The following is a 25372-nucleotide window of genomic DNA, read 5'->3' as shown; positions in this document are numbered from 1 at the left end:
ACCTGCGGAAATACCAGAAATATAGCAGACATGACCACCACACCCGTCATTCCCGATCCGGATGAGGACGAGGACCCCCTCGGCCCGCGCAGTATCTATGATGATGACGACGCTGATGAGGATGATCTGTGGTTCCTGCCACCTGACGAAGAGGCCGTCGAGGATTTCCTGCCGCCCGGCCCAAGGGTCGACCGCAGTCTTTTGTTTGATCCCAGGGACTGGCGTGCGGCGCAGGCAGATCTGTCGTTGGAACTGGCCGACCTGGCAGTTAGTTTTGGCGCCTTGGACGAACGTTTGCGCGCCGGTCCGGATGGGTGGACACACCGGCTGGCGCTGATGGATGTATCCGATTTGGGATGGTGGACCGGCGACCGGATCAGCGTTGATCGGCTGGCGCTTTGGACTGGGCTTCGCATTGGTGCAACCGGGGATGATGTGCAGGCCCTGTACCGCGCGGGTTGGGCCGTACGGCGGCTAACATCCGGCGCCGCGCCATCGGATGGCGGGTGGGAGACTGGCCTGACAGCCTTTTTAGATCGTATTGCGCAGGGGATTGACGAAGTCCCCGAAGCCATCGCCGATCTTGCCGAAGTCATGCGCAATTCCGAGGGGCTGCACCCGGTGACGCAGGCCGCCATCGGTTTTCATGCCTGGCGGGCCCTGTCTCAAGGCATCGGACAGGATACCGAGGCTGCAATCATTGCCGCCCGTCATGCGGCCAAGATGGGGCGGGGCGGGGCTGTGTTCATGCCCTTGGTTCTGTCGGGTCCGGGTGCGTTGAGAGGTGTTGGTGAACCATCAGAAAAGCTTGCTGCCTGGATCAGGGGAACAGGGCAGGCGGTATTGTCCGCCTTGCTGCACCTGGACCGGGTCAGCGCCTGGGAGCAGCGCGCCAGAGAGACCACTGCAGAGTTGAGCGGGCGCACACCACCAAGACTGATCGACGTGTTTACGGCCTGGCCAATGGTCTCGGCCCCATTGGCGGAAGAGCTGACTAAAGCCTCACGCGCTGCGGTTCAGCGCAACATTGACCGTTTCAGCCGGAGGGGCTTGATCCGCGAGGTGACAGGGCAGGGACGTTACAGAGTTTGGACAGCGGCGCTGTAGCCCAAACAGGGTCATCAGACCAATATGCCCGGTCTGCCGCATTGAATACCAGCTTCCGCAGGTTTTTGCCTGTGCAGACGTGAATGCCCGTCCCATTTTTGCCCCCGCATTACTGGCTAGTGGAAACAGGTCTAAGGGCGGCAAAGTGTTTGGCCGGATCGTATATATGTCAAAAGTGGTTCTTAAATCAAAAGTTTAACTCGCAATTTGTGAAAACTATTCTTGGTTGACGGTGTGGATTGCAAGCCACCTCAGGCGCAGTACTCCTTCGGAGGGTCCGGGCAGTGCTGTTGTCGAACAAACCATCATTTTAAATTGGGCTGTTGAAACATTGTCCGGCCTATTGCCGTCAGCAGAGGATCGGCTAGAGGTAGGTTAACGTGTTATTGGCGAAGGTATGGATCCGTCATCCGATCTGGAGGATTTGGCGCAGGTCGAATAGTGACCGAGAATGCCCCGCTCCGACCCGCCGCCAATTCCGAGGCATGCCGATGCACCGTCTGAAAAAAGGCCTGACCAAATGAAGATCCAGGAAAACCGAACCTTTTCACAGCTCGAGGTCGGAGACGAAGCCCAGCTGACACGATTGTGCACGGTTGACGATCTTTACGCCTTCGCCTCGGCATCGGGGGATCACAATCCTCTGCATCTGGCGGCCTATGACGGTGACGGCGACGGCCACCCCGAGGCGGTGGCCCCTGCGCTTTGGCCCGCCGGTCTGGTGGCGGCCGTCTTGGGGAATATTTTGCCGGGCGCGGGAACCCAGACTCGAGCGGCCAATCTGCGGTTTCACGCGATCGTTCTGGCCGGAGATGAGTTGACCGCAGTTGTTCGGGTCACAGAAAAATCCGACGATGGTGATGTTATTTGCACCGCCGAGGTTCGGCGTGTTGGCGACAGCACCCTGGTCCTGAGCGGAGATGTCCGAGTCACGCCGCCCGCAAAGCATATGGAATTCGATTCGATCGAGGTGCCGGGACTTATCGTACAACGCCACCGACATTTCGAAGCGCTGCTGGCGAAAGCCAGACCCCTTGACCCGATGCCAACTGCTGTTGTTGCACCTGAAGAGCCAAACTCATTGGGGGGTGCTTTGCTGGGGTATAGCAACAGCATTATCACGCCGATCCTTGTGGGTGATCCCGGCAAGATCGCTGCCGCAGCCGAGGCACTGGGTGCCGATCTGTCCGGATTTGAAATTATCGAGGCCTATGGCCACCAAGCCGCCGCCCATCGCGCGGTTGACCTGGTGGTTGAGGGCAGGGCGCAAACACTGATGAAGGGGCATTTGCACACCGATGACTTGTTGCGCGCGGTTCTGCGCAGCGAAAACGGGTTGAGAACCGGGCGAAGGCTGTCACATATATTCGTTATGGATGTTCCGGGGATGTCGCGTCCGATCATGGTCACTGACGCGGCCGTGAATATTGCCCCTGACCTCGAAACCAAGGCTGATATTGTTCAGAACGCCATCAATCTGGCACATTCCATCGGGATTGAGACCCCAAAGGTAGGCGTGCTTTCAGCCATTGAGACGATCAACCCGCGCATGGCGTCGTCAGTTGATGCCGCCTTGCTGTCGAAGATGGCCGAACGGGGTCAGATCACAGGAGGGTTGGTTGACGGCCCCCTAGCTATGGACAACGCGGTCGATCTGAATGCGGCACGTACCAAAGGGATTACGTCCGAGGTGGCTGGTGCTGCGGACATTCTTGTCGCCCCAAACATAGAAGCAGGCAATATGGTGGCGAAACAGCTGACCTTCATCTCTCATGCCGAGGCCGCAGGGATCGTGGTCGGGGCTGCTGCTCCGATTATCCTGACCTCGCGTTCGGATGATGACGACTCGCGTCTGGCGTCCTGCGCGGTGGCGGCGCTTCATGCATATGCAAGTAAAGGCAAACTCCATGGCTGACCATGTTCTGGCACTGAACGCCGGGTCCTCATCACTGAAATTCGCGCTGTACGAACTGGTTGATGACAACCGTCCCAGCATGCGGTGGCGCGGACAAATAGAACGTTTAGGTGATGCACCACGCCTATTGGCCCAGTCGGCAGGCGGCAGATCAGTAGATCGTCCCCTGTCGAGCACCAAAAGCCATGATGAAGCAATCCACGCATTTCTTGAAATGGCGCGGGAATATCTTCCTGACATTCATGTGTGCGCGATAGGTCATCGCGTAGTGCATGGGGGCACGGTCTATTCCGAGCCTGTGCGCGTGGATGACACCGTCATCAACACTTTAGAAGGGTTTATTCCTTTTGCCCCTTTGCATCAGCCCTACAGTCTTTCGGGTATTCGTGCAGCCAGCGCTGCCTTCCCCGGAACAACTCAGGTTGCCTGTTTTGACACGGCGTTTCATCGCACCCATCCGTGGGTAAACGACACCTTTGCCTTGCCGAAAAGCTACTATGACAAAGGCGTTCGCCGCTATGGGTTCCATGGGCTGAGCTATGACTACGTTTCGAACAAGCTGAAAGAAACGGCACCGGGTCTGTATGATGGCCGTGTGGTTATCGCCCATCTTGGAAACGGGGCATCCATGTGCGCGGTTTCAGGTGGGCGCGCTGTGGCTTCGACCATGGGGTTCTCGGCGCTTGACGGGTTGCCGATGGGCACGCGCTGCGGTCAGCTGGATCCAGGTGTCGTGCTGTATATGCTGCAGCAGGACGGAATGACCGCAGAAGAGATTGCCGAAATGTTGTACAGAAAATCCGGCCTGCTGGGCCTGTCGGGGATATCATCGGATATGCGCACGTTGTTGGCCGCTGATACGCCCGAAGCCCGAAAGGCAATCGACTATTACGTCTTCCGTATCCGGCGAGAGCTTGGCGCCCTGTCCGCCGCACTTGAGGGGATTGATGCGCTTGTCTTCACCGGTGGCGTTGGTGAGAACGCGGCCCAGATCCGGCAGATGGTGTGTGATGGAATGCGATGGATCGGGATCGAAATGGACCACGCCAGAAATGCCGATGGTGGAACAGTCCTGTCCACGGATTTCAGCCGTGTCCGGATTCTGACGATCCCCACAAATGAGGAGATGGTGATCGCGCGGGCTGCGGTAAATTTTCTGGAATAGGTCTTATTCGTTTGGCGTTTCTTTCCGGCGCCGGGCGTATTTCAGCAGCATGCTCAGCAAGGCCGTGATGGCTTCGGGCGCCAGTACGCCAACCGGGTCGCGGCGAATTCCGGCTACGGTGTTTTGGACCTCGGCCAGGGAATCCCTGATTTCGGATTCAATGTCTTGCAGCGCCATATCCCGAAGTTCGACTGCGGCCGAGGCATCGCCGTGTTGGTTTATCGAATTGGCGAGCAGAACCAGAACCAAAGCAAGTACCAGATTGGTCCCCGCAACAAGTATCGCAGCAACGGGTTTCGACAGGGTCGCGGAAAGCCAGAAAAATCCGGCGAGATTCAGCATGATGATCGCCAGGCCCACCGCCACTCCGGCGGCTAGGTAAAACCCGGCCCGTTTCACGGTGATCGCAAGCTGTGCGCGTGCGATCAAGCGTTCAGCGCGCAAAATGACTGAGACATTGCGGGATATGCGGCTCATGGGCGTCTCCTAGCGTGACCGGCCAAGCATGTAGCCTAGGGCAAAAATACCAGCGGCAAACAGAATTGATTTTCTGTGCGGCAGATCTTCGAATTCCTCAAGTATATCGTCAAGCTGTGTGGACCAGGATTCGAGGTTATCTGTAAGCCGGTCGGCGATGGTTTCGTGCAGCGGGGCGTCAGCCCCTTTATCTGGCGAAGCGTTTTTTGCAGTTGGCTGCTCGGCAAGTTGCCGCCGCAACTCTGCGATCTCTGCTTCAAGCTCGGCTTTTGTCACCATTGCTCAGGCTCCTTCCCGGCGGACCACTATCAGCGTGCCAGTATCGCCCATGGTAGACTGATTTTCCGATTTAGTAAAAGGGGCTTATCGGGTTCAAAGCCGGTGCCAGCGCGCCTATGCGCCAATGTCAATAATCCGCAACCAGCAGGAAATCCGGGATGGCGTCTTCCTCGATTGTCGCAAAGCGAGGGATCGGCTGTTCGAAGACGTTGTCGGTTCGGTCGTCATTGACGGTAGACACTTCGCCAATCAAACAATCGCCTTTTTCCGCCCAGAACGCGTGCCAGATACCCGGCATCAAGGTCACGCTTTGACCGGGCTTTAGCCGCAGCAGTTCGCCAGGTTGAAGCGTCACAGGGCAGTTGTCGCTAGGCACGGTCACAGGGGTATCGCGGTCAATGCCGCCCTGAGGGTCTGAGGCGTAGATTTCCATCACCAGATAGCCACCGCCCCGGTTGATGATATCCTCGGCTTTAACGATGTGCCGGTGCATCGGCGAAAGCTGCTTGTCCCGCGACACCAGCAGTTTCTCGGCATAGAGCATGCCTTGCCCCTTGTTCAGATCGCTGACATCGCCATTGCGCAGGGTGAACAGGAACAGGCCAAGTTCGTCAAACCGACCCTGGCCATAGTCGGTTATGTCCCACCCAAGCCCGCGTTCACGGATACCGGCCGCCTGTTCGCTGCGCATTTTCTCGGGCGACCAATCCGCAAAGGGCGGCAGCACCGCGCCAAAGGAACGGATAAAGGCCTCGGCCTCGGATTTGATTTCGTTGATTTCGGAACGTTTCATCGGCTTCTTCGTTGGGTCAGAGTTCATGGGCCCAGGGCGGGTTTGCCCCGGCGCGAGCGACAGTTACAGCGGCGACTTCCGCCCCTTTCGAAAGGGCTGCGCGCAAGGCGTTTGCTGGCAATGTGCGCAATTCGGGTTTTGTTAAGTGGCCTGATTGATCTAGGGCGGACAAGACGCCTGCGTTGAAAGTGTCACCGGCGCCAACGGTGTCGACGACCTCGACCTTTTTTACGGGAACAGAAACGTCGGACCCGTCCGCAAGATACCCGATCGCGCCTTCGCTGCCCCGGGTGACGATCACCACCGAAGGTCCTGCCTGCAGCAACAGCGGAACTTTCTCAGTAAGGCTTTCTGGGCCCGGAATGATCCAGTTCAGATCTTCGTCCGAGACCTTGACGATATCCGCTTGCGCAATCATGCGGTTCAGCCGGGTGCGATACCGGGTCTGATCCCGGATGAAATCCGGGCGAATGTTTGGGTCCAACATGACGGCGCGCTCTGATCCAAAGCGGTCAAGCACCGCCGCATAGGCATCTGCGCAAGGCTCGCATGCCAGACTGATCCCGCCCAGATACAGCGCCGAGACCGAGGGCAGATGGGTTGGCATATCCTCTGGCGTCAACATCCGTCCGGCCGAGTTTTCATCGACGAAACTGTAGGCTGCCTGCCCATCCTTGAGCTGTACAAATGCCAATGTTGTCGGGCGGTCCGAGTGGATTACCCGGTCGGAGTCAACATGGCTGGCCTTGAGGGCGGTCATAAGCTGTTGCCCGAACATGTCAGAGGAAAGCCCGGTCAGCAGACCCACCGGCGTATCCAATCGACCCAGGGCAATAGCCGTGTTGAAAATCGCACCGCCAGAATGGGGCACAAACCCCAGTTCGCCCGAGATCGTGGGCGTCTCGATCATATCGATCAGGGCTTCACCACAGCATAGGATCATGCCGGGACCTTTCTGTTTCTGAAACGTGCGGTCAGACTACCGCCTTAGCGCATTTTTACAGAAATTGTTAGCGCCAACAATGCCAAATTCATCCTGTTCCGAGACATACAGGTTCATGGATCGGCGCAACTCGCTGAACCGGCCTCCGGCATTAAAGGCGTCTCGGAAGGCGTCCTTGAACAGCCAGCGGTTCTTTTCGGCCACGCCGCCCACAAGGAACACGCCACCGGAAGGCATCATGACGACCGCCAGATCGCCCATGACCGCGCCTAGATGTGTGGTGAACATATGCGCGGCCTTGACGGCATGGGCATCGGTTCCGTCGCGTGCATCCTGAAGGATATCGCGCGCGGTTCGGGGCTCGGCCTTTGCCCGACCCCCTGCCAGTTCGATGGCCTGATAGAGGATTGGCAAACCCGTGCCGCTGAGGAACATTTCCGCCTCAAGTGTCAGAGTGTCGTCAAAGAAACACTCGGGGGCCACCTGCCGAGCGGCGTTGAATATTTCGACCTCGTCCTGATTTCGGGGCGAGAGGCCGATATGGCCGCCTTCGCCGGACACCGTGTGATAGCGGCCATTCGAATATAGCAGCGATCCGACACCTAGCCCGGTTCCAGGCCCGACGACCAGACGCGTGCCGGTCGGCGGATGCTTGGCCCCCTGCAGAACTTCAACATTGTCATGGGAAATTTCGGCAACAGACCACGCAGCGGCAGTGAAGTCGTTGATCACAAAGGTATGTCGGGCGCCCGTTGCCCGGGCGATATCATCCTCTGACAGATCAAGCTGGGCGTTGGTCAGCCTGATTGTACCGTTGCGGACAGGTCCTGCCCCGGCGGCGACCACGGCCCTTGGGTCGGTTCCGATCTCGTCGCGCAGGCTATGAAAGGCCTCAAGCAATTCGGGCAGCTTGCCGGTGGGGTATTTGCTCAGATCTGTCAGCTCACCATTGGTGATAACGCCAAGCCGTGTATTGGTGCCGCCGATATCGGCCACGAGGTTCCAATGGTCGTGCATGGCTCCAGCCGGTTGCGCCAGCGGTAAGGACAATGTGCTTCCCGTCAGGGCGTTTTGTACTGCGGTATAGGACGCCTTGGGCGTGCGCTCCATCGTCTGAAAGTCCACGTCCACAAGGCCAAACCGCTTCTCATATCCCAGCGCCCATTCGTAGTTGTCCAGCAGGGACCAGATGAAGTAGCCCTTGATCGGCACGCCCTGTGCCAAGGCGTCCTGTACCGCCGATAGATGTTGGTTCAGATAGTCGATCCGGTCGCTATCCTGCTGCCGTTCGGGGCTGGCCATGCCATTTTCCGTCACCAGAATCGGCAGGTCCCCGGTGTAATCCTGCTTGGTGCGGGTCAGAAACCGGGTCAGGGCGGAGGGTTCGATCTCCCACCCCATCTGAGTTTTGGGCAGCGGGCCGGCGATTTCCTGCAGACTGGGCCAGGTGGTCTCCGAAGGCGCAATCAACTTGCGGGTATAGTAGTTCAGACCACACCAATCGACCGGCGTACCGATGATGTCGAAATCATCCTGCCAGCCAGCGGGCAGGTAGGGCTCTAACCCCTCCAGAACGTTGTCTGGATAGGCCTTGTTGAAAACGCCGCCCAGAAAGAACCGGTTGTAGATGCCGTCATACAGATCAGCCGCGCGGCGCGCTTCGGGGCTGTCATCTGCGGGTTCGGCCCATTCCAGGTTGAAAACCGCGCCCAGGTTGGACATGCCAAGGCCCCGCATCGCGTCGATGGCGCTGCCATGGGCCAGAAGGACGTGGTGCATCGCGCGGGCGGTTGCACGGATGTCGCGCAGACCCGGGGCGTGATGGCCTTCGAAATGGCTGAGCCAGCTGACGCACCACGGCTCATTTATGGGGGCGACGCTGTACATCCGATCGCCGATGCGGCCCATGATGACCTCGGTGAAATCGGCGAACCACCCGGCGATATCGCGATTGCGCCAGCCGCCCAGATCGGCCAGAGACGAAGGTAGTTCCCAATGGTAAAGCGTTGCGCAGGGGCGGATACCGCGTTCCAGCAGCGCATCGGCCAGCCGATCATAGTAATCCAGCCCGGCCTCATTCACCTGACCGCGGCCTTCGGGCAGCACCCGCGCCCAGCTGGTTGAAAACCGGTAGCAATCAAAGCCGCCATCGCGCACCAGATCCAGATCCTGCGGGAACCGGTTCAGGTGGTCACAGGCCAGATCCCCGTTTTCATTTCGCACAACATTGCCGGGGGTCCTGGCAAAGGTATCCCAATGGGTTTGCCCGGCCCCTCCCTGTGCGTGGCCTTCGATCTGATAGGCCGAAGTTGCGACGCCAAAGAGGAAATCTTTGGGGAAATCAGTGCGGTTGTATATCATATTCAGAACCTGTTGGGGGCGGGGCCGGTCGAGCCGCCAACTACCAGCTCAGCCTCCAGCAATCTAGTTTTGGCCGGGTCTTCGGGCGCATTTATTCGTTCGATCAGCATTTCGGCAGCTATTTCACCGGCCAACCGAACCGAGGATCGCGTGGCGGTGAAGATCGGTACATCCTGCCCGTTTTTCAGATAGGACAGGTCGTCATCATGGGCGATCACCGAAACATCGCGGCCCATCTGCAGCCCTGCTTCGTTCAATGCCCGCCGAACTCCGATGGCCGAAATCATCGACGAAACCAGGATGGCGGTCGGAGGGTTCTTAAGTTGAGCCATATCGCGCGCTTCGTGGTGGCCATATACCTCTGTCATCTCGGCGCTGCGCATCAATTCAGGGTCCGGTGACAGACCGGCTTGATTCAGGGCCTGCAGGTAACCGGCCCGGCGGCGTTGGGCGAAATCCATATCTTCAAGTCCGTTGATAAGGGCGATCCGTCGATGCCCCAGGTCAATCAGAAACTGGGTGGCGCGCATGAACGAGCTTTTGTTGTTCACATCAACCCAGTCATAGGGCGCGTCAATTCCAGTGGATCGTCCGTGCACAATGAAGGGCGCGCCCATGCGATTGAGGACTTCAATCCGCTGCTCGTTCACCTTGGGGCCCTGCAGAACGACACCGTCCACGGCACCACGCTGAAACAGGTCGCGATAAGCGCGTTCAATAGATGTGTCGTCGGCGCTGGTGAACATCATGTCATAGCCGTGTTCGGCATATCTACGAGCAGCCCCGGCGACAAAATCGCCAAAGATTGGGTTCACCATTTCATGCTGGGATGAGCTGGGAATCACGTGCCCGATCACGTGTGATCGACCTGTCGCCAGACCCTTGGCCCGGCTGTTCGGGCGGTACCCGTGTTTTGTTGCGGCGGTCTGAACCCTTGTGCGCGTGGCTTCGCTGACCTCAGGGTATCCGTTCAGCGCACGGCTGACGGTTGTTTGGGACAAACCAAGGATTTCAGAGAGCTGCTTTAGGTTCATATTTGTTCAAAGCGCCTACAAATTACTGCGTATTCCTGTTTTTGCGGGCATTTTCTCCGGTGGTCAACAGATTTTACGAACATCTCGTTTGATATTTATATTTATGGGCCTTCGCAAAGCAATCGTTGACAGGTGGAGGCTGTTAGCGCATAAACTCACTCCAGCCAAAGCGCTTTGGAAATTTGAAACCTAAGGCGCGAGATATCGTTGGGAGGAGAAATTCATGAAACACTCGCTTTATGCTGGCGTTGCCGCATTTACCCTGGTCGGGGGCGTCGCACAGGCCGACAAGGTTACCGTATTCGGTCCGTGGCTGGGGCCGGACCAAGAGAATGTCGAAAAGGTACTGGATGGGTTCACGGCGGCGACCGGGCATGAATACGCTTATGTCGGTTCGGACAGTTTTGAATCGCAAATCCGTATTGATGCTGAGGCCGGATCGGCCCCGAATATCGCCGTTTTCCCGCAGCCTGGGTTGGCGGCGGATATGGCCAAATCCGGATTTCTGACGCCACTGGGAGAAGGGTCAGGGGACTGGATTCGCGACAACTATGCCGCCGGGCAATCCTGGGTCGATCTGGGCACCTATCCGGGGCCGGACGGTCAGGATCATCTCTATGGGTTCTTCTATAAGGTCGATGTGAAATCCCTTGTGTGGTTTGTGCCCGAGAATTTTGAGGATGCGGGATATGAGGTGCCGACCACGATGGAAGAGCTGAAGGCGCTTTCCGATCAGATCGTGGCAGATGGCGGCACGCCCTGGTGCATCGGGCTGGGTTCCGGCGGAGCGACAGGTTGGCCCGCGACCGACTGGGTCGAGGACATGATGCTGCGTACCCAATCGCCCGAAGATTGCGACGCCTGGGTTGCCAATGAGTTGAAGTTCAACGATCCAAAGGTTGTCGCCGCGATCGAGGAGTTTGGGGCCTTTGCCCGCAACGAAGACTATGTCGCTGGTGGCGCCGGTGCGGTTGCAACGACCGATTTCCGTGACAGCCCGAAAGGCATGTTCAGCTCTCCTCCGCAATGTTACATGCACCGTCAGGCCTCATTCATTCCGGCGTTTTTCCCGGAAGGCACCGTTGTAGGTGAAGATGCGGATTTCTTCTATTTCCCGGCCTATGAAAGCAAAGACCTCGGCAGCCCGGTTCTGGGTGCGGGCACTTTATGGGCAATCACCAATGACAGTCCCGGTGCACATGCGCTGATCGAGTATCTGCAAACACCTGAAGCGCATGAGACCTGGATGGCGCTGACCGGATTTCTGACCCCGCATAAGGGGGTAGATACTTCGGTCTTCTCGGATCCGACGCTGAAAAAGATGAACGACATTCTTCTTGGTGCAACGACGTTCCGGTTTGACGGTTCTGACCTGATGCCGGGCGGCGTAGGCGCCGGAACATTCTGGACCGGAATGGTTGATTATGCAGGCGGTGCCTCTGCCCAAGAAGTGGCGGATGAAATTCAGTCATCCTGGGATGCGCTGGACTAAGCGTCCGGGGTTGGGCAACCCGCACCATCGGGTTGCCCAAGCTAACCGTCACAAGGGAGAAGCGTCATGCATCCGGCATTTCAGGGCCTGCTGACCATCGCAATCGGCGTGTCAGCCTGTGTGGGCTATTTCTACCTGTCTAATCAGTTTCTGGACAAAATTCTGTTCCCGGCGCGCGGTCCCAATGCAGGCCGCAACATCAACCGAGCGAGCATGATCCGCCCATGGCTGTTCCTGTTTCCCGCATTGGCTGCATTAAGCCTGTATCTGGCTTACCCGGTGGTGGAAACGCTGCGCCTGTCGTTGACGCAGCGCATTCCTGGCGGCGGGTACGAGTGGGCGGGCTTGGATAACTATGTCCAGATGGCGCAAGAGCCCAAATTCTGGGAAGCCATGCGCAACAACATGTTATGGCTGATCGTGGTGCCTGCAATGTCGACAGCGTTTGGCCTATTGGTGGCTCAGCTGACCGACCGCATCCGCTGGGGCAACATCGCCAAGTCTCTGATTTTCATGCCGATGGCCATCTCGTTCGTGGGGGCCTCGGTGATCTGGAAGCTAGTCTATGACACCCGTCCGGTTGAGCAGGACCAGATCGGGATGCTGAACGCGCTCTACATCTTTTTCGGAGGAGTAGAGCCGCAGACATGGTTGACCATCCTTTTCTGGAACAGCTTTTTTCTAATGGTGGTGCTGGTTTGGATTCAGACCGGTTTTGCCATGGTTATCCTGTCGGCCGCCCTGCGCGGTATTCCCGAGGAAACCATCGAAGCTGCCATTCTGGATGGGGCCAATCCGTTCCAGATTTTCTTCCGTATCAAAGTGCCGCAAATCAAAACCACCATCCTGGTGGTCTGGACCACGATCACCATCACCGTGCTCAAGGTCTTTGACATCGTGTTTGCCATGACCAACGGCCAGTGGGAAACGCAGGTTCTGGCCAATTACATGTATGACAAGCTGTTTCGCGCCAATGACTGGGGCGTGGGCTCGGCCTCGGCCATGGTGATCATGCTGCTGGTGGCACCGATCCTTGTCTGGAATGTGCGCAATGCGCGCAAAGAGATGGAGTAGGCCATGAGCGATATAGCAGGAACCAAACCCGCCCTTCGCTGGTCTGTCCATGCCTCGGTTCTTTTTCTGGTCGTGCTCTGGGTGGTGCCGACGCTGGGGCTGTTGATCTCATCCTTCCGCACGGCTGACCAGATTGCCACAAGCGGCTGGTGGCGGTCGTTGTTCCCATCCGAGCAGAACCTGACCCTGCGCGCTGCAGCACCTGAAACTCAGGTGCTGGAGAATGGCGTTTACATGATCGAAGGCAACCTGTTTGAAACCGGCGCGCAGGCGGCGATCTCGAAATGGGGCATCAGTTCTCGTGCGATCGATGATTTTGTACCGGGCGATACCGCGGAACTGCGTAAGGGCGGTACTATTACGGTGGATGCCGACGGCAAGTACCGGATGGAAAACACCGAAGAGTTCACCGGCAGTCGCGGCGTGCGCGTCTTTGTGACGGCGGAACTGCCTCCCGAGTTCACCCTGGCCAATTACCACAAGGTTCTGTTGGCAGAAGACAGCACGGACAGTATGGGACGGGCGTTTTTCAACACGCTGACCGTCACGATACCAGCGACGATCATTCCGATCCTAGTGGCCGCCTTTGCCGCCTATGCCTTGGCTTGGATGGATTTCCCCGGTCGGGCGCTGTTGATCGCTGCGGTTGTTGGCCTGTTGGTGGTGCCGCTGCAACTGGCACTGATCCCCTTGCTGAAATTTCACCTGAGTATCGGGATAGGCAAAGGTTATCTGGGAGTCTGGATGGCCCATACCGGGTTCGGGATGCCATTGGCCATCTACCTGTTGCGCAACTACATGGCTGGGCTGCCGCGCGATCTGATCGAAAACGCACGCGTTGATGGCGCGACCGAGTTCCAGATCTTTACCAAACTGATCCTGCCACTCAGCTTTCCGGCATTGGCGTCTTTTGCCATCTTCCAATTTCTCTGGACTTGGAATGATCTGCTGGTTGCCAAAGTGTTCCTGATCGATGCGTCCGGCCAGACCACAGTGATGACAAACCGGATTGTCGAGCTGCTTGGAACGCGGGGTGGAAACTGGGAAATCCTTGCCACGGCGGCCTTCGTCTCGATCGCTGTGCCGTTGGCTGTCTTCTTCGCAATGCAAAAATACCTGGTCCGAGGCCTGCTGGCCGGGTCCGTCAAATAGAGGCGTCTGATGAACGTGCAGAACACAACAGAACTTTCCAATGCAACCAAGGTGGCCGCTGACTGGTGGCGTGGTGGCGTCATCTATCAGATCTATCCGCGCAGCTTTCAGGACAGCAATGGTGACGGGATCGGAGACCTGAAAGGCATCACCCAGCGATTGGGGTACATTGCCTCTCTGGGCGTTGATGCGATCTGGATTTCGCCCTTCTTCAAATCTCCGATGAAGGATTTCGGATATGACGTCAGCGACTATCGCGATGTTGATCCGATGTTCGGCACGATGGAGGATTTTCGGGACCTGCTGGATCACGCCCATGCCCAGGGGTTGAAGGTGATGATCGATCTGGTTCTGTCGCACACGTCAGATCAGCACCCCTGGTTCAGCGAAAGCCGCGCCAGCCGTGAAAACGCCAAATCCGATTGGTATGTCTGGGCCGATCCAAAACCGGACGGTACGCCGCCGAACAACTGGTTGTCGATTTTCGGGGGCTCGGCTTGGCAGTGGGACGCTCGGCGGTTGCAGTATTACCTGCATAATTTCCTGACCTCACAGCCGGATCTGAATTTTCACTGCGCGGATGTGCAGGACGCCTTGCTGGATGTCGCCAGTTTCTGGCTTGATCTGGGTGTCGATGGGTTTCGTCTGGATACAATCAACTTCTATTTCCACGACAAAAAGTTGCGAGATAATCCTGCCCTGCCCGTGGAGCAGCGCAATGCCTCAATCGCGCCGATGGTGAACCCGTATAACCATCAAGACCACCTGTTCTCCAAAAGCCAGCCCGAGAACATTGCCTTTCTGGAACGCCTGCGGGCCCTGACCGATCAATATGAAGGTCGCGCCTGTCTGGGCGAGGTGGGCGACGCACAGCGTGGGCTTGAGATAATGGGCGAATACACCAGCGGTAATAAGCGCATGCATATGTGCTATGCGTTCGAGTTCCTTGAAAAGCGCGCTTTGACTGCCAGCTATGCACAGCAGGTATTTGATCAGCTCGAGGACAAAGCAGGTGATGCCTGGCCTTGCTGGGCATTTTCGAACCATGACGTGGAACGTCACGCGTCGCGCTGGCGTCTGGACGATGCAGCCGCCAGACAGCATGCAGTTTTGATGATGTGCATGCGCGGCTCGGCCTGCTTGTATCAAGGCGAAGAGTTGGGCCTGCCCGAGGCGGACGTGGCCTTTGACGATCTGCAAGACCCGTATGGCGTCGAATTCTGGCCCGAGTTCAAGGGCCGCGACGGATGCCGGACGCCGATGGTTTGGGCTGCGCAGGATGAACAATCGGGCTTTAGCACCGGCAAGCCTTGGTTGCCTGTCAGTGACCCTCAGGCCGAGCGTGCCGTGGACCGATCAGAGGCTGAGCCCAAGTCTATGCTTCACCACTATCGTCGTGCGATTGCATTCCGCCATGCCCATCCGGCTTTGATGTTGGGGGCGCAAAAGAACATGACGCAGATCGGGACCGTTTTGACCTTCACGCGTGAAGATCATGCAGAAGAGGTGTTCTGCGCATTTAACCTCGGTACCGAACGTTCCGAAGTAATTTTGCCAGACGGGAACTGGCGCGTGATCGGGGAAGAGTTGGGCGGCGTCGCAGGAACGGGGACAGTGTCTCTGGGTGCTGCACAATTCTGCCTGCTGTTGAGGGAGAAGGAATAAACCATGTCAGAGCTAAACCTCACAGATGTCGCCAAAACCTATGGCAATGTGGATGTTCTGAAGAACATCAATCTTGAGATTGAGCGGGGCGAGTTGATCGTTTTTGTCGGGCCTTCGGGCTGTGGCAAATCCACCTTGCTGCGCATGGTCGCCGGGTTGGAAAAGATCTCGGGCGGAACGCTCGAGATTGAAGGGCAGGTGATGAACGATGTGCCGCCAGCACAGCGAGGCATCGCGATGGTGTTCCAAAGCTATGCGCTGTACCCACATATGACCGTTCGCGAAAACATGGCCTTTGCGCTGAAGATAGCCAAAATGCCGGTGGCTGAAGTCGGCGCCGCGGTCGATCGGGCGGCCCGCATCCTACAGCTTGAACCTTATCTGGACCGGTTGCCCAAAGCGCTATCCGGCGGTCAGCGTCAGCGTGTCGCAATCGGGCGCGCCATTGTGCGTGACCCCAAGGTTTACCTGTTCGACGAACCGCTTTCGAACCTGGACGCGGCGCTGCGTGTCGCCACCCGGATCGAAATCGCCCGCCTGAAAGAGGCGATGCCGGACAGCACGATGATCTATGTCACCCATGATCAGGTCGAAGCGATGACCCTGGCCAGCCGTATCGTTGTGCTAGCCAACAAAGGGATCGCCCAAGTTGGCACGCCGCTGGAGCTGTATGAGACGCCGGACAACGAGTTTGTCGCGCAATTCATCGGTTCACCAGCAATGAACCTGATGTCGGGGGTCATTACCGCGACCGGCGCACAGACAGTCGTCAAGCTGGACGGTGGCGGCACGGCGATATCAGCGGTACCAACCGAGGCTGGAGACGAAGGCAAGCAGGTGAATATCGGCGTCCGCCCCGAGGATTTTGTGTCCGTGGATAGCGACCCAATCCTTGAAGGGGTCGTAGACTTTACCGAGGCTTTGGGCGAGGTGACGCTGTTATACTTCGCGGTCGAGGATGGGACGGATGCCCTTATTGCCAAGCTTCCGGGCGTTCAGAAGAATATGCGGGGCAAAACTGTGATGGTCTCTGCGAATCCTGACAAGGTTCATTTGTTCCATCAGGGGGTTTCCATGCGGAAATAACCCTTTCCAACACGGTTCTTGACAAGACCCCTGATGCTGTTTCAACTTGATTGAAACGTTTCATTTTGTGGTAGAACCGTGGAAATGCGAGTTTCAGCGCAGTTATACACAGTCCGGCAGGTTGGGGATTTGGCGGCCCAGCTTGACTTGGTGCGTGCCTGCGGGTTCACCGATATTGAAACGGTCGGGTTCCACGATCTTACCCCCAAGCAGGTTACCAATGTGGTTAGACAGGCTGGTTTCACTGTTCGATCGGCCCATTTTGACTGGGAAGAATTTGAAACACGGTTTGATGACATTCTTAGAATGCTTGAAGCTTTGGAATGCCCTGTGGCGGTCATGCCTTGGCTGTCGCCCAAGGCTCGGCCCGGCACCGCCGAGGGGTGGAAGGCAGTGTCGGGCCGGTTGGCGAAATGGGCTGATGCCCTGTCTGCCGACGGTGTGCGCCTTGCCTATCATAACCACGATTTTGACCTTGTCGATCTTGGGCAGGGTTCGCCATTGGATATGGTCCTGTCGCATGAGGCCATTGGATGGCAGCCGGATATCGGTTGGCTGTATTCGGCGCTTTCTGACCCCGCTGCACTGCTGAGCCGTTATTCCGACCGGATCGTTTCCATCCATGCTAAAGACGTCGATCCATTGGCCGGACAAGGCGACGAGCGCTGGCGAAATCTGGGGCAGGGGGTTGTGGACTGGCCTCTGGTCCTGCGTGTTCTGGCTGACAGTCCCTGCGCTGACCTTTTTGTGGAACATGATGAAACTGCCGATCACGCGCAAACATTGCAGACGGGACATGACCTGTTGATGCGAATGCGCAGCGTTGAGGTGACATAGTGGCGCGCGCGACGATCAAGTCGATTGCAAAGCAGACGGGGTTTTCTGTCGGAACCGTCTCGAACGCGCTGCGTGGTGCCGAAACCGTCAAGAAAGAAACGCGGCAGCAGATTCAGTCCGCCGCCGAACAGCTTGGATACCGGGTCAATCTGGACGGGCTGAAGTTGCGGACAAAAAAGTCCTATCGCATCGGCGTTCTGGTCAGCGTGTCGCCTGATTCAGATGAAGAATGGGAAGGCGTCGAATTCACACGCATTGTCGCGGGTATTTCACGGGCTTTGAAAGGGTCGCGTTATGAACTTGGCGTTCACAGCGTGGCGGGCCTGCAGGGAACGATGGCGACGCTGAAGGAAATCGTTCAGAACGGTTTGGCAGACGGGGTGATATTCTCGGGTACGCGCCACGCCGATCCGCGCATTGCCTATCTGCAACAGAATGGTTTCCCCTTTGTCACCATGGGTATGAGCGACAGCGGCAGATCACATGCATATGTCGATATAGACAGTCAGGCAGCAGGTCACGATGCAACGCAACGACTGCTAGCCTTGGGGCATCGCCGGATTGCCCTGGTGAACCCTCCGGATGATCTGGTTTATGCGACGCAACGTCGAACGGGCTATGCCCAGGCGTTCAGAGCGTCCGGTCTGGCCGTTGACCCGGCCCTGATCTTCAGCGGGCCTACGACCGCGCGAACGGGGTATAATGCCTTTGAAGCTTTGATGCGGCTATCCGATAGGCCAACCGCGATCATCTGCGCGAACGAAGCCATGACCCTGGGTGTGCTTTCTGCTGCCCATGCGGCGGGTGTTGAGGTCGGTCGCGAACTGACCGTGATCTCGACCGATGATCTGCAACTTAGCCGTTATTTTGTCCCTCCGCCCAGCACCTATTACGTCCCTATTGAGGAAACCAGTCGATTGCTGGGTGAGTATATGCTCAAGGCTTTGGACGGGGTTGACCCGTCCGAAACACAAAAAAAGATCAGGGCCATTTTGATCGAGCGGCAACCTGACACAGTCGCGCCAGAAGCGGCGCTAAACACCTGAACCAACAAAGGAGTAACCGGAGATGTTAAGAAACCTATTTGCCGCCGCCGCCCTGACCGCGCTTGCCGCGCCTGCTGTGTTTGCAGCGGATCTTGAAGGGCGCGTACTTAAGATCGGAACAGATGCCACCTATCCGCCCATGGAAACGGTCGATGAGTCCACGGGTCAGATTGTGGGATTTGACGTCGATGTGATGAATGCGATCTGCGAAAAGGTGAACTGCGTTCCGAATTTCGTGAATACAGCCTGGGACGGAATTTTCGCCGCGCTTCAGCAAGGAGAGTTCGACCTCGTGATCTCGGGCGTCTCGATCACGCCTGAACGCGAAGAAAACATGGATTTTTCCGAGCCTTATATCATTGTTAGCCAGGCCATCCTGCTGCAGGTCGATAATGCCGACATGACGTTGGATGACTTCAAAGCAGGCGGTCAGAAACTGGCCGCGCAGACCGGCACCACCAATGCCCAGCTGGCCGAAGAGCTGGTCGGACGCGAGAATGTCAGCCTGTATGACAATTTCTCTGCAGCGATCCTGGCCTTGCAGAATGCTGACGTGCAGGGGGTGATCATCGATGGAACCTCGGCCTCGGCCTATGAACAGGAATTTGCCGGGGAATTGGCTGTAGGCATCACAGGCCTTCAGTCTGATCCACTGGGTATTGTGTTTCAGGAGGGTGACGCAACCGTTGACGCCATAAACGAAGGGCTGGCCGCCATTCAGGCTGACGGTACGATGGACGCATTGGTTGCCAAATACTGGGGCACTGATTGAGCCGTTGAAACCCTTTCTGACCCGGCGGGAAAACCTGCCGGGTCAAGCATAACCCGAGGGACGCCATGATCCGCCTAAGCTCGATCCGGCCGAGTAATCTTGTTTTGCTCGCCGCTGCCCCGTTCATCATCTACCTGTTTGCCTCATCCTCGAAATATCTGAGGTCATTGGTTGCCATTTTGGGGATCGGTGAAAATGCGGGGCCCATTTTTGTTGGGTTTCTTCTGATACTGGCCGTGGCCATATTGGCCTATCTCTCGGCGCGCCGCATCCGGTTTCAAACCATCGCGCCGAACTGGTTGAGGATTGCGGCGGTTTTGGCAATCCCGGCCTCGGTCGGGTTGGCGATTCTTGGACTTGTCCAGCCTCAGGTGCTGATGCCCTTTGCGGAATCCGTCTTCTTTAATGCGCTCAGCGAAAACACGTCTGAGTTCATTGACCGATCTTCGCAACCTTGGGTCTTGTTCCCCGAGATCGTCGCAAAGTTGCAAATGAGACTACAGGCCCTGCTGGTAGGGTTTGCGATGGTGGTCGCGGTGATCCCTCTGACGGCCCGTTTCCCACGATCCATGAAAGCCTATGTTCAGATTGGACTCGAACTGCTGACCGGGCTGGTTTTGTTTTACCTGATGTTTCTGGCGCATTGGCAATTTGCGACCGGGGTCGCGATAACGTTCCGTGCAGCGATCTTTGCCTATATCTTTGCGGCCATTATGGGTCTGGTCTGGGTCGGTTTGCAGTCCTTCAAGCCCAAAGCTCGGACAACCGTTGTCTATGGGTCCATCAGCCTGACACTATTGGCCGTGTCGGCGTTCTTTTTTATGCAACCAAAGGTGAGCTTTGTTCTGGTTGGCAGTACTGAAGCAAGAATTGCCATTGTTCGGGGTACGCCGCAGGCCCAGGCGGATTTGATCCGCTTCGGAGAGTTCGACGGAGGTGAAGGCCAACAGTATCGCATTCGCAGCGCCCCCGATGCCGCCTCTGCGCTGGATCAGATTACAACCGTCGACAGCGTATCTGGTGCTTTTGTTCCGGCTGGCGTTCATACGCAGGGCTATCCGGTGATCTGGCAATCCAGTTTTCTGCCAGACAAGTTTCGTAACCCGGCGCTGACTTTTGCGGTTTTTGGGTTTTTGCTTCTGACACTGACGGTCGGAGGCGCACAGCACAAGCTGCATCCGCTGGCTGTAGGGGCCGAGTTTTTTGTCGATACCATTCGCGGCATTCCAATGCTGGTCATCATCCTCTATATCGGCTTGCCGCTTGCCGGTGCGGTCAAGGATGCGACAGGTGGCGGCATCGACATGACCAACATGACTCGCGGCATCATCGCCATTTCCATAGGGTATTCGGCCTATATGGCCGAGATTTTCCGATCAGGGATTGAGGCTATCCCACGAGGTCAGATCGAAGCAGGCGGCTCGCTTGGGCTGTCCCGCTGGCAAACTGCCCGGCTTATTATCCTGCCGCAGGCGTTGCGCATCGTGACGCCGCCTTTGGGCAATGAATTTATCGCGATGATCAAGGATACCTCATTGCTGTCCATCCTGTCGGTCCGCGACATGACTCAGCGCATGCGCGAGTTTCAGGCCTCAAGTTTTCTGCCCTTCGCGCCATTCAACACAGCGGCGATCCTCTATGTCGTGGTGACGCTTGGTTGCGCTAGTTTCCTCAAATGGATCGAACGCCGCAGCGCACGGGAAAACCGATGAGCAGGCTTGAGCTGGGCGTTTGCTATTACCCCGAGCAATGGGACAAATCGCTGTGGCGCGACGATGCTAAGCGCATGGTCGATATGGGATTGGATTGGGTTCGGATTGCTGAGTTTACCTGGGGCCTGATCGAGCCGGAAAGAGGCCGGTTCGAATGGGGCTGGCTGGACGAGGTGATTGGAATTCTGGGCGATGCCGGTTTGCGCGTGATGATGTCGACGCCTACGGCTGCACCTCCGAAATGGCTAGTGGATGAATGCCCTGAGATCCTGCCAGTGGGGCCGGATGGCCGGGTGCGTGGGTTCGGGTCGCGCCGACACTATTGTTTTTCCAGCGATATCTACCTGACCGAGGCCCGTCGAATCACCACGGAATATGCCCGTCGATATGGCGAAAATCCATTTGTTTGTGCCTGGCAGATCGACAATGAATATAACGATCACGATACGGTTCTGAGCTATTCCAACGCCGCTCGCACCGGTTTTCGCAGATGGTTGCAAGACCGCTATGGCACGATTGAGGCGCTTAACCGAACATGGGGGACAGTCTTTTGGGGGTCGCTCTATTCCGATTTTGATCAGATCGAACTGCCCATAAGTTTGGTGGCCAGCCCGAACCCGACCCATGCTCTGGATTTTGCCCGCTATTCTTCGGACCGGGTGCGGGATTTCAATCGCGCTCAGGCGGATATTCTGCGCAGGTTTGCGCCGGGCCGCGATATTACCCATAATTTCATGGCAGGCAGCTTTGAGTTCGACCATCACGCTGTTGCGGCGGATCTGGATGTGGTCGGTTTTGACAGCTATCCGCTGGGCAACCTGTTGGGATCGTCACTGTCTGATGAAGACAAACGTCGATACCTGCGAACAGGCGCGCCGGATTATCAGGGGTTTCACTGCGATTTGTATCGCAGCCAGGGCAGGGGCCGAATGTGGGTTCTGGAACAACAGCCCGGCCCGGTGGACTGGGCCGAAAAGAACCCCTCACCAGCGGATGGGATGGTCAGGCTTTGGACGTGGGCCGCTTTTGCCCACGGTGCACAGGCAGTGATGTTCTTCCGATGGCGTCAGGCGAAGTTCGCGCAGGAACAATTCCACACGGCGCTTCTGCGGTCGGATGGCAGCCCGGATCAGGCCGCGCTGGAACTGGCGCAGGTTGCACAAGAGCGTGCTGCCCTGCCGGAAGTCACCCGGCAGAAGGCAGCTGTGGCAATTCTGTTGGATTACGAATCCATTTGGGCTGCAGATATCCTGCCGCAAGATGACGCATTCCCGAATGCTGGGATTTTCCGGGTTTGGTATGCTGGCCTGCGTGCATTGGGGGTCGATCTGGATTTCGTTGGTCCCGATGATGATCTGACAGGGTATTCATTGATCGTATTGCCGCAAAACATGATCATCTCGCCCGATCTGGCAAAGAGATTGCACCACAGCCAGGCCAAATTGCTGATCGGTGCCCGTGCGGGCAGCAAGACTGTGGACATGTGGACCCCTGAAAATCTCGCTCCCGGTGAGTTGGCCGATCTTGCAGGGATAAAAGTCATACGCGTCGAATCCCTGCCGGATCTGGCGGGTGAATCCGTAAGCCTCGAGAGCACCGGAACCTTTGATTTTAAGGGCTGGCGGGAAGTCATCGAGACCGAAAATCAGGTAATCGCGCATTTCGTAAGTGCTTACAAGGCTGGCAGTCCGGCGATTGTGCAATCGGACCGGGCTATGTATCTGGCGATGATCCCAAACGGACCGTTGCTACGGGCGATCCTTATTAAAGCGCTGACATGGGCGGGCCTTCCGATACGGGAATGTGGCCCGGACCTTCGTGTTACACAGCGGGGTGACCTCGGCTTTGCGTTCAACTTCGGGGCTGCCGCACAGGTTCTGCCGGATGACGAAAATCGGCAATATATTGTTGGTACTTCAGAAATCCCATCCTATGGTGTCTCAGTCTGGAAGTGGAAGTAAACCAGAGCTTGCGGACATGATTGCAAACTGGACCTATGAATTCTGCAAACTGTCCCTTTTGGACTGACAGCTTTGCAGCAACCCTCTAGCCTGTGATTGCATAACAATAGGACTGAATGTCCAACTATGGGAGAATCGAATATGGCCGAACGGAAAAACCTTTCCAGACGTACTATCTTGAAGAGCGCAGGGGCGGCAGCACTTGCTGCACCGCTTTACAGCAAAAGCGCGCTGGCGTCCTCGGGTGAGATCAACATTCTGATGTGGTCCGATTACCTGCCGCCAGCATTCTTGCAGGAATTCGAGACTCTGACCGGAATCAAGGTGAACTATACCGGTATCGGGTCGAACGAAGAAATCATCAACAAGATGAAGGCCACCAAGGGTCAGGGTTTCGACATCGTGTCGCCGACCAATAACCGGTCTTTGCAGTGGGAACCGCTTGAGCTGTTGCAGCCTTTCGACATGAACAAGGTTCCGATTGATCTGGTGAACCCGGCGATGGCAGCGATTGGTACAGATGCCTGGAACTTTGGCGATTCCGGTGTGCATTGGTTGCCACATATCTGGGGAACTGAAGGCATCGCATATCGGACTGACCTGTGGCTGCCTGAAGGTGACGCGCCGTCCTATGGCGACGTCTGGTCCGAAGCAAACGCAGGTAAGACCATGGGCCGCGCGCACTCGATGATGCTGGGCGCAGGCCTGTACATGGAGCGCGCAGGCGAGATGGAGCCCGGTTCCGTCTGGGCCGCTTATGGCGACGAAGATACCATGCGCAAGGTTTGGGGTCAGATCGCAGATTGGTGCATCGAACGTAAAAACCGCATCAAGCTGATCTGGAACGACGCCGACACACAGAAGAACGGTCTGTTGAACGAAGGTGTGATTGTTGGCCAGACATGGGATGGCCCGCCGCTGGCACTTAAATCTGCAGGTGAGCCTGTGCATTATCAGGCTCCGGTTGAGGGGGCGATGGCCTGGGTTGATGGTATGGCAATTCCAACAGGTGCTGCCAATATCGACCAGATCTATGCCTTCATCGACTTTGCCTACCAGGCCAAACCGGCCGGTGTTGCGATCGACAGCCACGGGTACAACTCGCCCGTTCTGGGTGCCGACCAATATTCGGGCGACACCTACAAGAAGAACTTCGCCGAAGCCTATCCGGGCGACTCGCTGGCCAACCTCAATCCGTGGCCGGCCGAAGCGCCCTGGTATGCGGAAACCCGGACCGAGTTCGTCAACAAGTTCAAAAGCGCCTGATAGCTTTTCAAAAAAGTGCCCTCCGCCAAACGCGGGGGGCTCCCAACCCGCACGCCACTGCGTGACGGAACCCATTTGGGTGCGCACCACCAAGCGCATCAATCGGAGATACCAAAAATGAGTGCAGGGGTCGGTGTAGATCTTGAAAACCTGTGGATCCGTTTCGGCGATTTTGTCGCGGTGCGGGACGCAAATGTGAACATAAACGGGGGCGATTTCTTTTCGTTCCTGGGACCATCCGGTTGCGGCAAGACAACGATTTTGCGCGCTGTTTCGGGGTTTCTGGACCCCAGCGAGGGTAAGGTTCTGATCGGTGGTAATGACATGCGCGGCATCGGGCCCAACAAGCGCCCGACTGCCCTGATCTTTCAGAACCTCGCGCTGTTCCCCCTGATGAAAGTCTGGGAAAACATCACTTTCTCGATGGAGATCAAAGGCGCCAGCGCGGCCGAGCGCCGCAAGCGGGCCGATGAGCTGTTGGACATGATCGCGCTGCCGGGACAGGGTGACAAGCTGCCCAGCGAACTTTCGGGTGGTCAGCGTCAGCGCGTGGCGATTGCCCGCGCCCTATGTGCCGAACCCGATGTACTGCTGCTGGACGAACCGCTTTCGGCGCTGGACCTGAAGTTGCGCCAGCATATGCGCACCGAGCTGCGCGAGATTCAGAAGCGTGTCGGTATCACCTTTATCTATATCACCCACGACCAGGGCGAAGCGCTGACCATGTCGGACAATATCGCCGTAATGCGTGCTGGAGTGATCGACCAGATTGCCGATGGCAAGACAATTTACAATGACCCCAACACGGCTTTTGCGGCGTCGTTCGTTGGCGAAAACAACGTTTTCCGCGGCAAGATCAAGCAAGTCATGGGAGATGAGGCGCTGATTGCAACCAACCGATCCGGCGATCTGGTCGCACGGATTTCCACTGTAAATCAGGGCAAGCTGAAAGAAGGCGATGACGCGATGATGTTCATTCGCCCCGAGGCGCTGGCGATTGCCCCGGACGGTGCAGTGGGCGACCATTTTGTAACCGCCCGCGTGAACCATGAAGAATTCGAAGGTAACGCCTTCAATATTTTCACCGAAGGCGATGGCGGCAAGGAAATTAAGGTATCGCTGCCCAATCTAGGCCAATCTTTCGATGACCATACCGGGCAGACCATCACGTTGGAATATCAGACCCATAATGCGGTTCTGGTTCCAGCGGGTGAGCTGGCCGCGGAATAAGGGGA

At 57.1% G+C, this 25372-nt stretch carries 21 protein-coding genes and 1 pseudogene; 15 read left to right on the top strand and 7 right to left on the bottom strand.

Annotated elements, in window-relative coordinates:
* The first annotated feature begins 30 nt into the window (after nucleotides 1–30).
* The 3 genes from AC2FJ5_RS01870 (at nucleotide 31) to AC2FJ5_RS01860 (ending at nucleotide 4187) form a co-directional block, all read left to right on the top strand.
* Nucleotides 31–1107: a helix-turn-helix domain-containing protein gene (locus AC2FJ5_RS01870; protein WP_142636109.1), complete on the top strand. Its 1077-nt coding sequence runs from the start codon at nucleotides 31–33 to the stop codon at nucleotides 1105–1107.
* A gap of 520 nt (nucleotides 1108–1627) precedes the next feature.
* Nucleotides 1628–3022, top strand: coding sequence for a bifunctional enoyl-CoA hydratase/phosphate acetyltransferase (locus tag AC2FJ5_RS01865; protein WP_496792225.1), 1395 nt, complete (start codon nucleotides 1628–1630; stop codon nucleotides 3020–3022).
* The gene (locus AC2FJ5_RS01860; RefSeq protein WP_496792222.1) at nucleotides 3015–4187 is read left to right on the top strand and encodes an acetate/propionate family kinase; all 1173 of its coding nucleotides are present in this window, start codon (nucleotides 3015–3017) and stop codon (nucleotides 4185–4187) included. Before AC2FJ5_RS01865 ends, AC2FJ5_RS01860 begins: the two co-directional genes overlap by 8 nt.
* Nucleotides 4188–4190: 3 nt before the next feature.
* Here AC2FJ5_RS01860 and AC2FJ5_RS01855 read toward each other — a convergent pair whose 3' ends face one another.
* The 7 genes and pseudogenes from AC2FJ5_RS01855 to AC2FJ5_RS01825 all read right to left on the bottom strand — a co-directional run bounded on the left by AC2FJ5_RS01855 (nucleotide 4191) and on the right by AC2FJ5_RS01825 (nucleotide 10074).
* The gene (locus AC2FJ5_RS01855) at nucleotides 4191–4664 is read right to left on the bottom strand and encodes a hypothetical protein (RefSeq protein WP_271948724.1); all 474 of its coding nucleotides are present in this window, start codon (nucleotides 4662–4664) and stop codon (nucleotides 4191–4193) included.
* 9 nt (nucleotides 4665–4673) lie between these two features.
* Nucleotides 4674–4943, bottom strand: coding sequence for a hypothetical protein (locus AC2FJ5_RS01850; protein ID WP_496701956.1), 270 nt, complete (start codon nucleotides 4941–4943; stop codon nucleotides 4674–4676).
* 127 nt (nucleotides 4944–5070) lie between these two features.
* Nucleotides 5071–5736, bottom strand: coding sequence for a D-lyxose/D-mannose family sugar isomerase (locus AC2FJ5_RS01845; protein ID WP_496792220.1), 666 nt, complete (start codon nucleotides 5734–5736; stop codon nucleotides 5071–5073).
* Nucleotides 5737–5752: 16 nt separating this feature from the next.
* Nucleotides 5753–6679 carry a carbohydrate kinase family protein gene (locus AC2FJ5_RS01840; protein WP_496792218.1) on the bottom strand — a complete coding sequence of 309 codons (927 nt, stop codon included), beginning with the start codon at nucleotides 6677–6679 and terminating at the stop codon, nucleotides 5753–5755.
* 36 nt (nucleotides 6680–6715) lie between these two features.
* Nucleotides 6716–7696 (bottom strand): glucokinase, encoded by a 981-nt coding sequence (locus AC2FJ5_RS01835; RefSeq protein WP_496792333.1) that lies wholly within the window; start codon nucleotides 7694–7696, stop codon nucleotides 6716–6718.
* Nucleotides 7697–7735: 39 nt separating this feature from the next.
* Nucleotides 7736–9040, bottom strand: a pseudogene (locus AC2FJ5_RS01830) (GH1 family beta-glucosidase); the annotation flags it as partial.
* A gap of 2 nt (nucleotides 9041–9042) precedes the next feature.
* Entirely contained in the window at nucleotides 9043–10074 is a 1032-nt protein-coding gene (locus AC2FJ5_RS01825; RefSeq protein ID WP_496701951.1) for a LacI family DNA-binding transcriptional regulator, read from the bottom strand.
* Between the two features lie 223 nt (nucleotides 10075–10297).
* Between AC2FJ5_RS01825 and AC2FJ5_RS01820 the strand changes: the two genes are divergently transcribed.
* The 12 genes from AC2FJ5_RS01820 to AC2FJ5_RS01765 all read left to right on the top strand — a co-directional run bounded on the left by AC2FJ5_RS01820 (nucleotide 10298) and on the right by AC2FJ5_RS01765 (nucleotide 25367).
* The gene (locus tag AC2FJ5_RS01820; protein WP_496792216.1) at nucleotides 10298–11566 is read left to right on the top strand and encodes an ABC transporter substrate-binding protein; all 1269 of its coding nucleotides are present in this window, start codon (nucleotides 10298–10300) and stop codon (nucleotides 11564–11566) included.
* Nucleotides 11567–11632: 66 nt separating this feature from the next.
* Complete coding sequence (locus AC2FJ5_RS01815) at nucleotides 11633–12640, top strand: carbohydrate ABC transporter permease (protein ID WP_496792214.1); 1008 nt, start codon at nucleotides 11633–11635, stop codon at nucleotides 12638–12640.
* Nucleotides 12641–12643: 3 nt separating this feature from the next.
* On the top strand, nucleotides 12644–13792 hold the full coding sequence (locus tag AC2FJ5_RS01810) for a carbohydrate ABC transporter permease (RefSeq protein ID WP_496705187.1): 1149 nt from the start codon (nucleotides 12644–12646) through the stop codon (nucleotides 13790–13792).
* Between the two features lie 9 nt (nucleotides 13793–13801).
* Nucleotides 13802–15457, top strand: coding sequence for an alpha-amylase family glycosyl hydrolase (locus tag AC2FJ5_RS01805; RefSeq protein WP_496750748.1), 1656 nt, complete (start codon nucleotides 13802–13804; stop codon nucleotides 15455–15457).
* Between the two features lie 3 nt (nucleotides 15458–15460).
* Nucleotides 15461–16543, top strand: coding sequence for an ABC transporter ATP-binding protein (locus tag AC2FJ5_RS01800; protein WP_496691373.1), 1083 nt, complete (start codon nucleotides 15461–15463; stop codon nucleotides 16541–16543).
* 84 nt (nucleotides 16544–16627) lie between these two features.
* Nucleotides 16628–17380 (top strand): sugar phosphate isomerase/epimerase family protein, encoded by a 753-nt coding sequence (locus AC2FJ5_RS01795; protein ID WP_496792211.1) that lies wholly within the window; start codon nucleotides 16628–16630, stop codon nucleotides 17378–17380.
* A complete protein-coding gene (locus AC2FJ5_RS01790) occupies nucleotides 17380–18426 on the top strand; it encodes a LacI family DNA-binding transcriptional regulator (protein ID WP_496705183.1) in 1047 nt (348 codons plus the stop codon). Before AC2FJ5_RS01795 ends, AC2FJ5_RS01790 begins: the two co-directional genes overlap by 1 nt.
* Nucleotides 18427–18448: 22 nt before the next feature.
* Nucleotides 18449–19198, top strand: a complete 750-nt coding sequence (locus tag AC2FJ5_RS01785) for a basic amino acid ABC transporter substrate-binding protein (RefSeq protein ID WP_142636138.1) — start codon at nucleotides 18449–18451, stop codon at nucleotides 19196–19198.
* 65 nt (nucleotides 19199–19263) lie between these two features.
* Nucleotides 19264–20910, top strand: a complete 1647-nt coding sequence (locus AC2FJ5_RS01780; RefSeq protein ID WP_496792208.1) for an amino acid ABC transporter permease — start codon at nucleotides 19264–19266, stop codon at nucleotides 20908–20910.
* Entirely contained in the window at nucleotides 20874–22871 is a 1998-nt protein-coding gene (locus AC2FJ5_RS01775) for a beta-galactosidase (RefSeq protein ID WP_496792206.1), read from the top strand. Before AC2FJ5_RS01780 ends, AC2FJ5_RS01775 begins: the two co-directional genes overlap by 37 nt.
* A gap of 126 nt (nucleotides 22872–22997) precedes the next feature.
* Nucleotides 22998–24137: an extracellular solute-binding protein gene (locus AC2FJ5_RS01770; RefSeq protein WP_496792203.1), complete on the top strand. Its 1140-nt coding sequence runs from the start codon at nucleotides 22998–23000 to the stop codon at nucleotides 24135–24137.
* 117 nt (nucleotides 24138–24254) lie between these two features.
* Nucleotides 24255–25367 (top strand): ABC transporter ATP-binding protein, encoded by a 1113-nt coding sequence (locus AC2FJ5_RS01765; RefSeq protein ID WP_142636146.1) that lies wholly within the window; start codon nucleotides 24255–24257, stop codon nucleotides 25365–25367.
* The last annotated feature ends 5 nt before the right edge of the window (nucleotides 25368–25372 follow it).

The sequence above is a fragment of the Ruegeria sp. CDSA221 genome, assembly GCF_059611825.1.
This window is presented reverse-complemented; position numbering and strand designations above follow the sequence as displayed.

Bases quoted from the DNA above. Each gene is read 5' to 3' on its own strand.
- AC2FJ5_RS01870 (WP_142636109.1), top strand. From the start codon at position 31: ATGACCACCACACCCGTCATTCCCGATCCGGATGAGGACGAGGACCCC.
- AC2FJ5_RS01865 (WP_496792225.1), top strand. From the start codon at position 1,628: ATGAAGATCCAGGAAAACCGAACCTTTTCACAGCTCGAGGTCGGAGAC.
- AC2FJ5_RS01860 (WP_496792222.1), top strand. From the start codon at position 3,015: ATGGCTGACCATGTTCTGGCACTGAACGCCGGGTCCTCATCACTGAAA.
- AC2FJ5_RS01855 (WP_271948724.1), bottom strand. From the start codon at position 4,664: ATGAGCCGCATATCCCGCAATGTCTCAGTCATTTTGCGCGCTGAACGC.
- AC2FJ5_RS01850 (WP_496701956.1), bottom strand. From the start codon at position 4,943: ATGGTGACAAAAGCCGAGCTTGAAGCAGAGATCGCAGAGTTGCGGCGG.
- AC2FJ5_RS01845 (WP_496792220.1), bottom strand. From the start codon at position 5,736: ATGAAACGTTCCGAAATCAACGAAATCAAATCCGAGGCCGAGGCCTTT.
- AC2FJ5_RS01840 (WP_496792218.1), bottom strand. From the start codon at position 6,679: ATGATCCTATGCTGTGGTGAAGCCCTGATCGATATGATCGAGACGCCC.
- AC2FJ5_RS01835 (WP_496792333.1), bottom strand. From the start codon at position 7,696: ATGCACGACCATTGGAACCTCGTGGCCGATATCGGCGGCACCAATACA.
- AC2FJ5_RS01825 (WP_496701951.1), bottom strand. From the start codon at position 10,074: ATGAACCTAAAGCAGCTCTCTGAAATCCTTGGTTTGTCCCAAACAACC.
- AC2FJ5_RS01820 (WP_496792216.1), top strand. From the start codon at position 10,298: ATGAAACACTCGCTTTATGCTGGCGTTGCCGCATTTACCCTGGTCGGG.
- AC2FJ5_RS01815 (WP_496792214.1), top strand. From the start codon at position 11,633: ATGCATCCGGCATTTCAGGGCCTGCTGACCATCGCAATCGGCGTGTCA.
- AC2FJ5_RS01810 (WP_496705187.1), top strand. From the start codon at position 12,644: ATGAGCGATATAGCAGGAACCAAACCCGCCCTTCGCTGGTCTGTCCAT.
- AC2FJ5_RS01805 (WP_496750748.1), top strand. From the start codon at position 13,802: ATGAACGTGCAGAACACAACAGAACTTTCCAATGCAACCAAGGTGGCC.
- AC2FJ5_RS01800 (WP_496691373.1), top strand. From the start codon at position 15,461: ATGTCAGAGCTAAACCTCACAGATGTCGCCAAAACCTATGGCAATGTG.
- AC2FJ5_RS01795 (WP_496792211.1), top strand. From the start codon at position 16,628: ATGCGAGTTTCAGCGCAGTTATACACAGTCCGGCAGGTTGGGGATTTG.
- AC2FJ5_RS01785 (WP_142636138.1), top strand. From the start codon at position 18,449: ATGTTAAGAAACCTATTTGCCGCCGCCGCCCTGACCGCGCTTGCCGCG.
- AC2FJ5_RS01780 (WP_496792208.1), top strand. From the start codon at position 19,264: ATGATCCGCCTAAGCTCGATCCGGCCGAGTAATCTTGTTTTGCTCGCC.
- AC2FJ5_RS01775 (WP_496792206.1), top strand. From the start codon at position 20,874: ATGGATCGAACGCCGCAGCGCACGGGAAAACCGATGAGCAGGCTTGAG.
- AC2FJ5_RS01770 (WP_496792203.1), top strand. From the start codon at position 22,998: ATGGGAGAATCGAATATGGCCGAACGGAAAAACCTTTCCAGACGTACT.
- AC2FJ5_RS01765 (WP_142636146.1), top strand. From the start codon at position 24,255: ATGAGTGCAGGGGTCGGTGTAGATCTTGAAAACCTGTGGATCCGTTTC.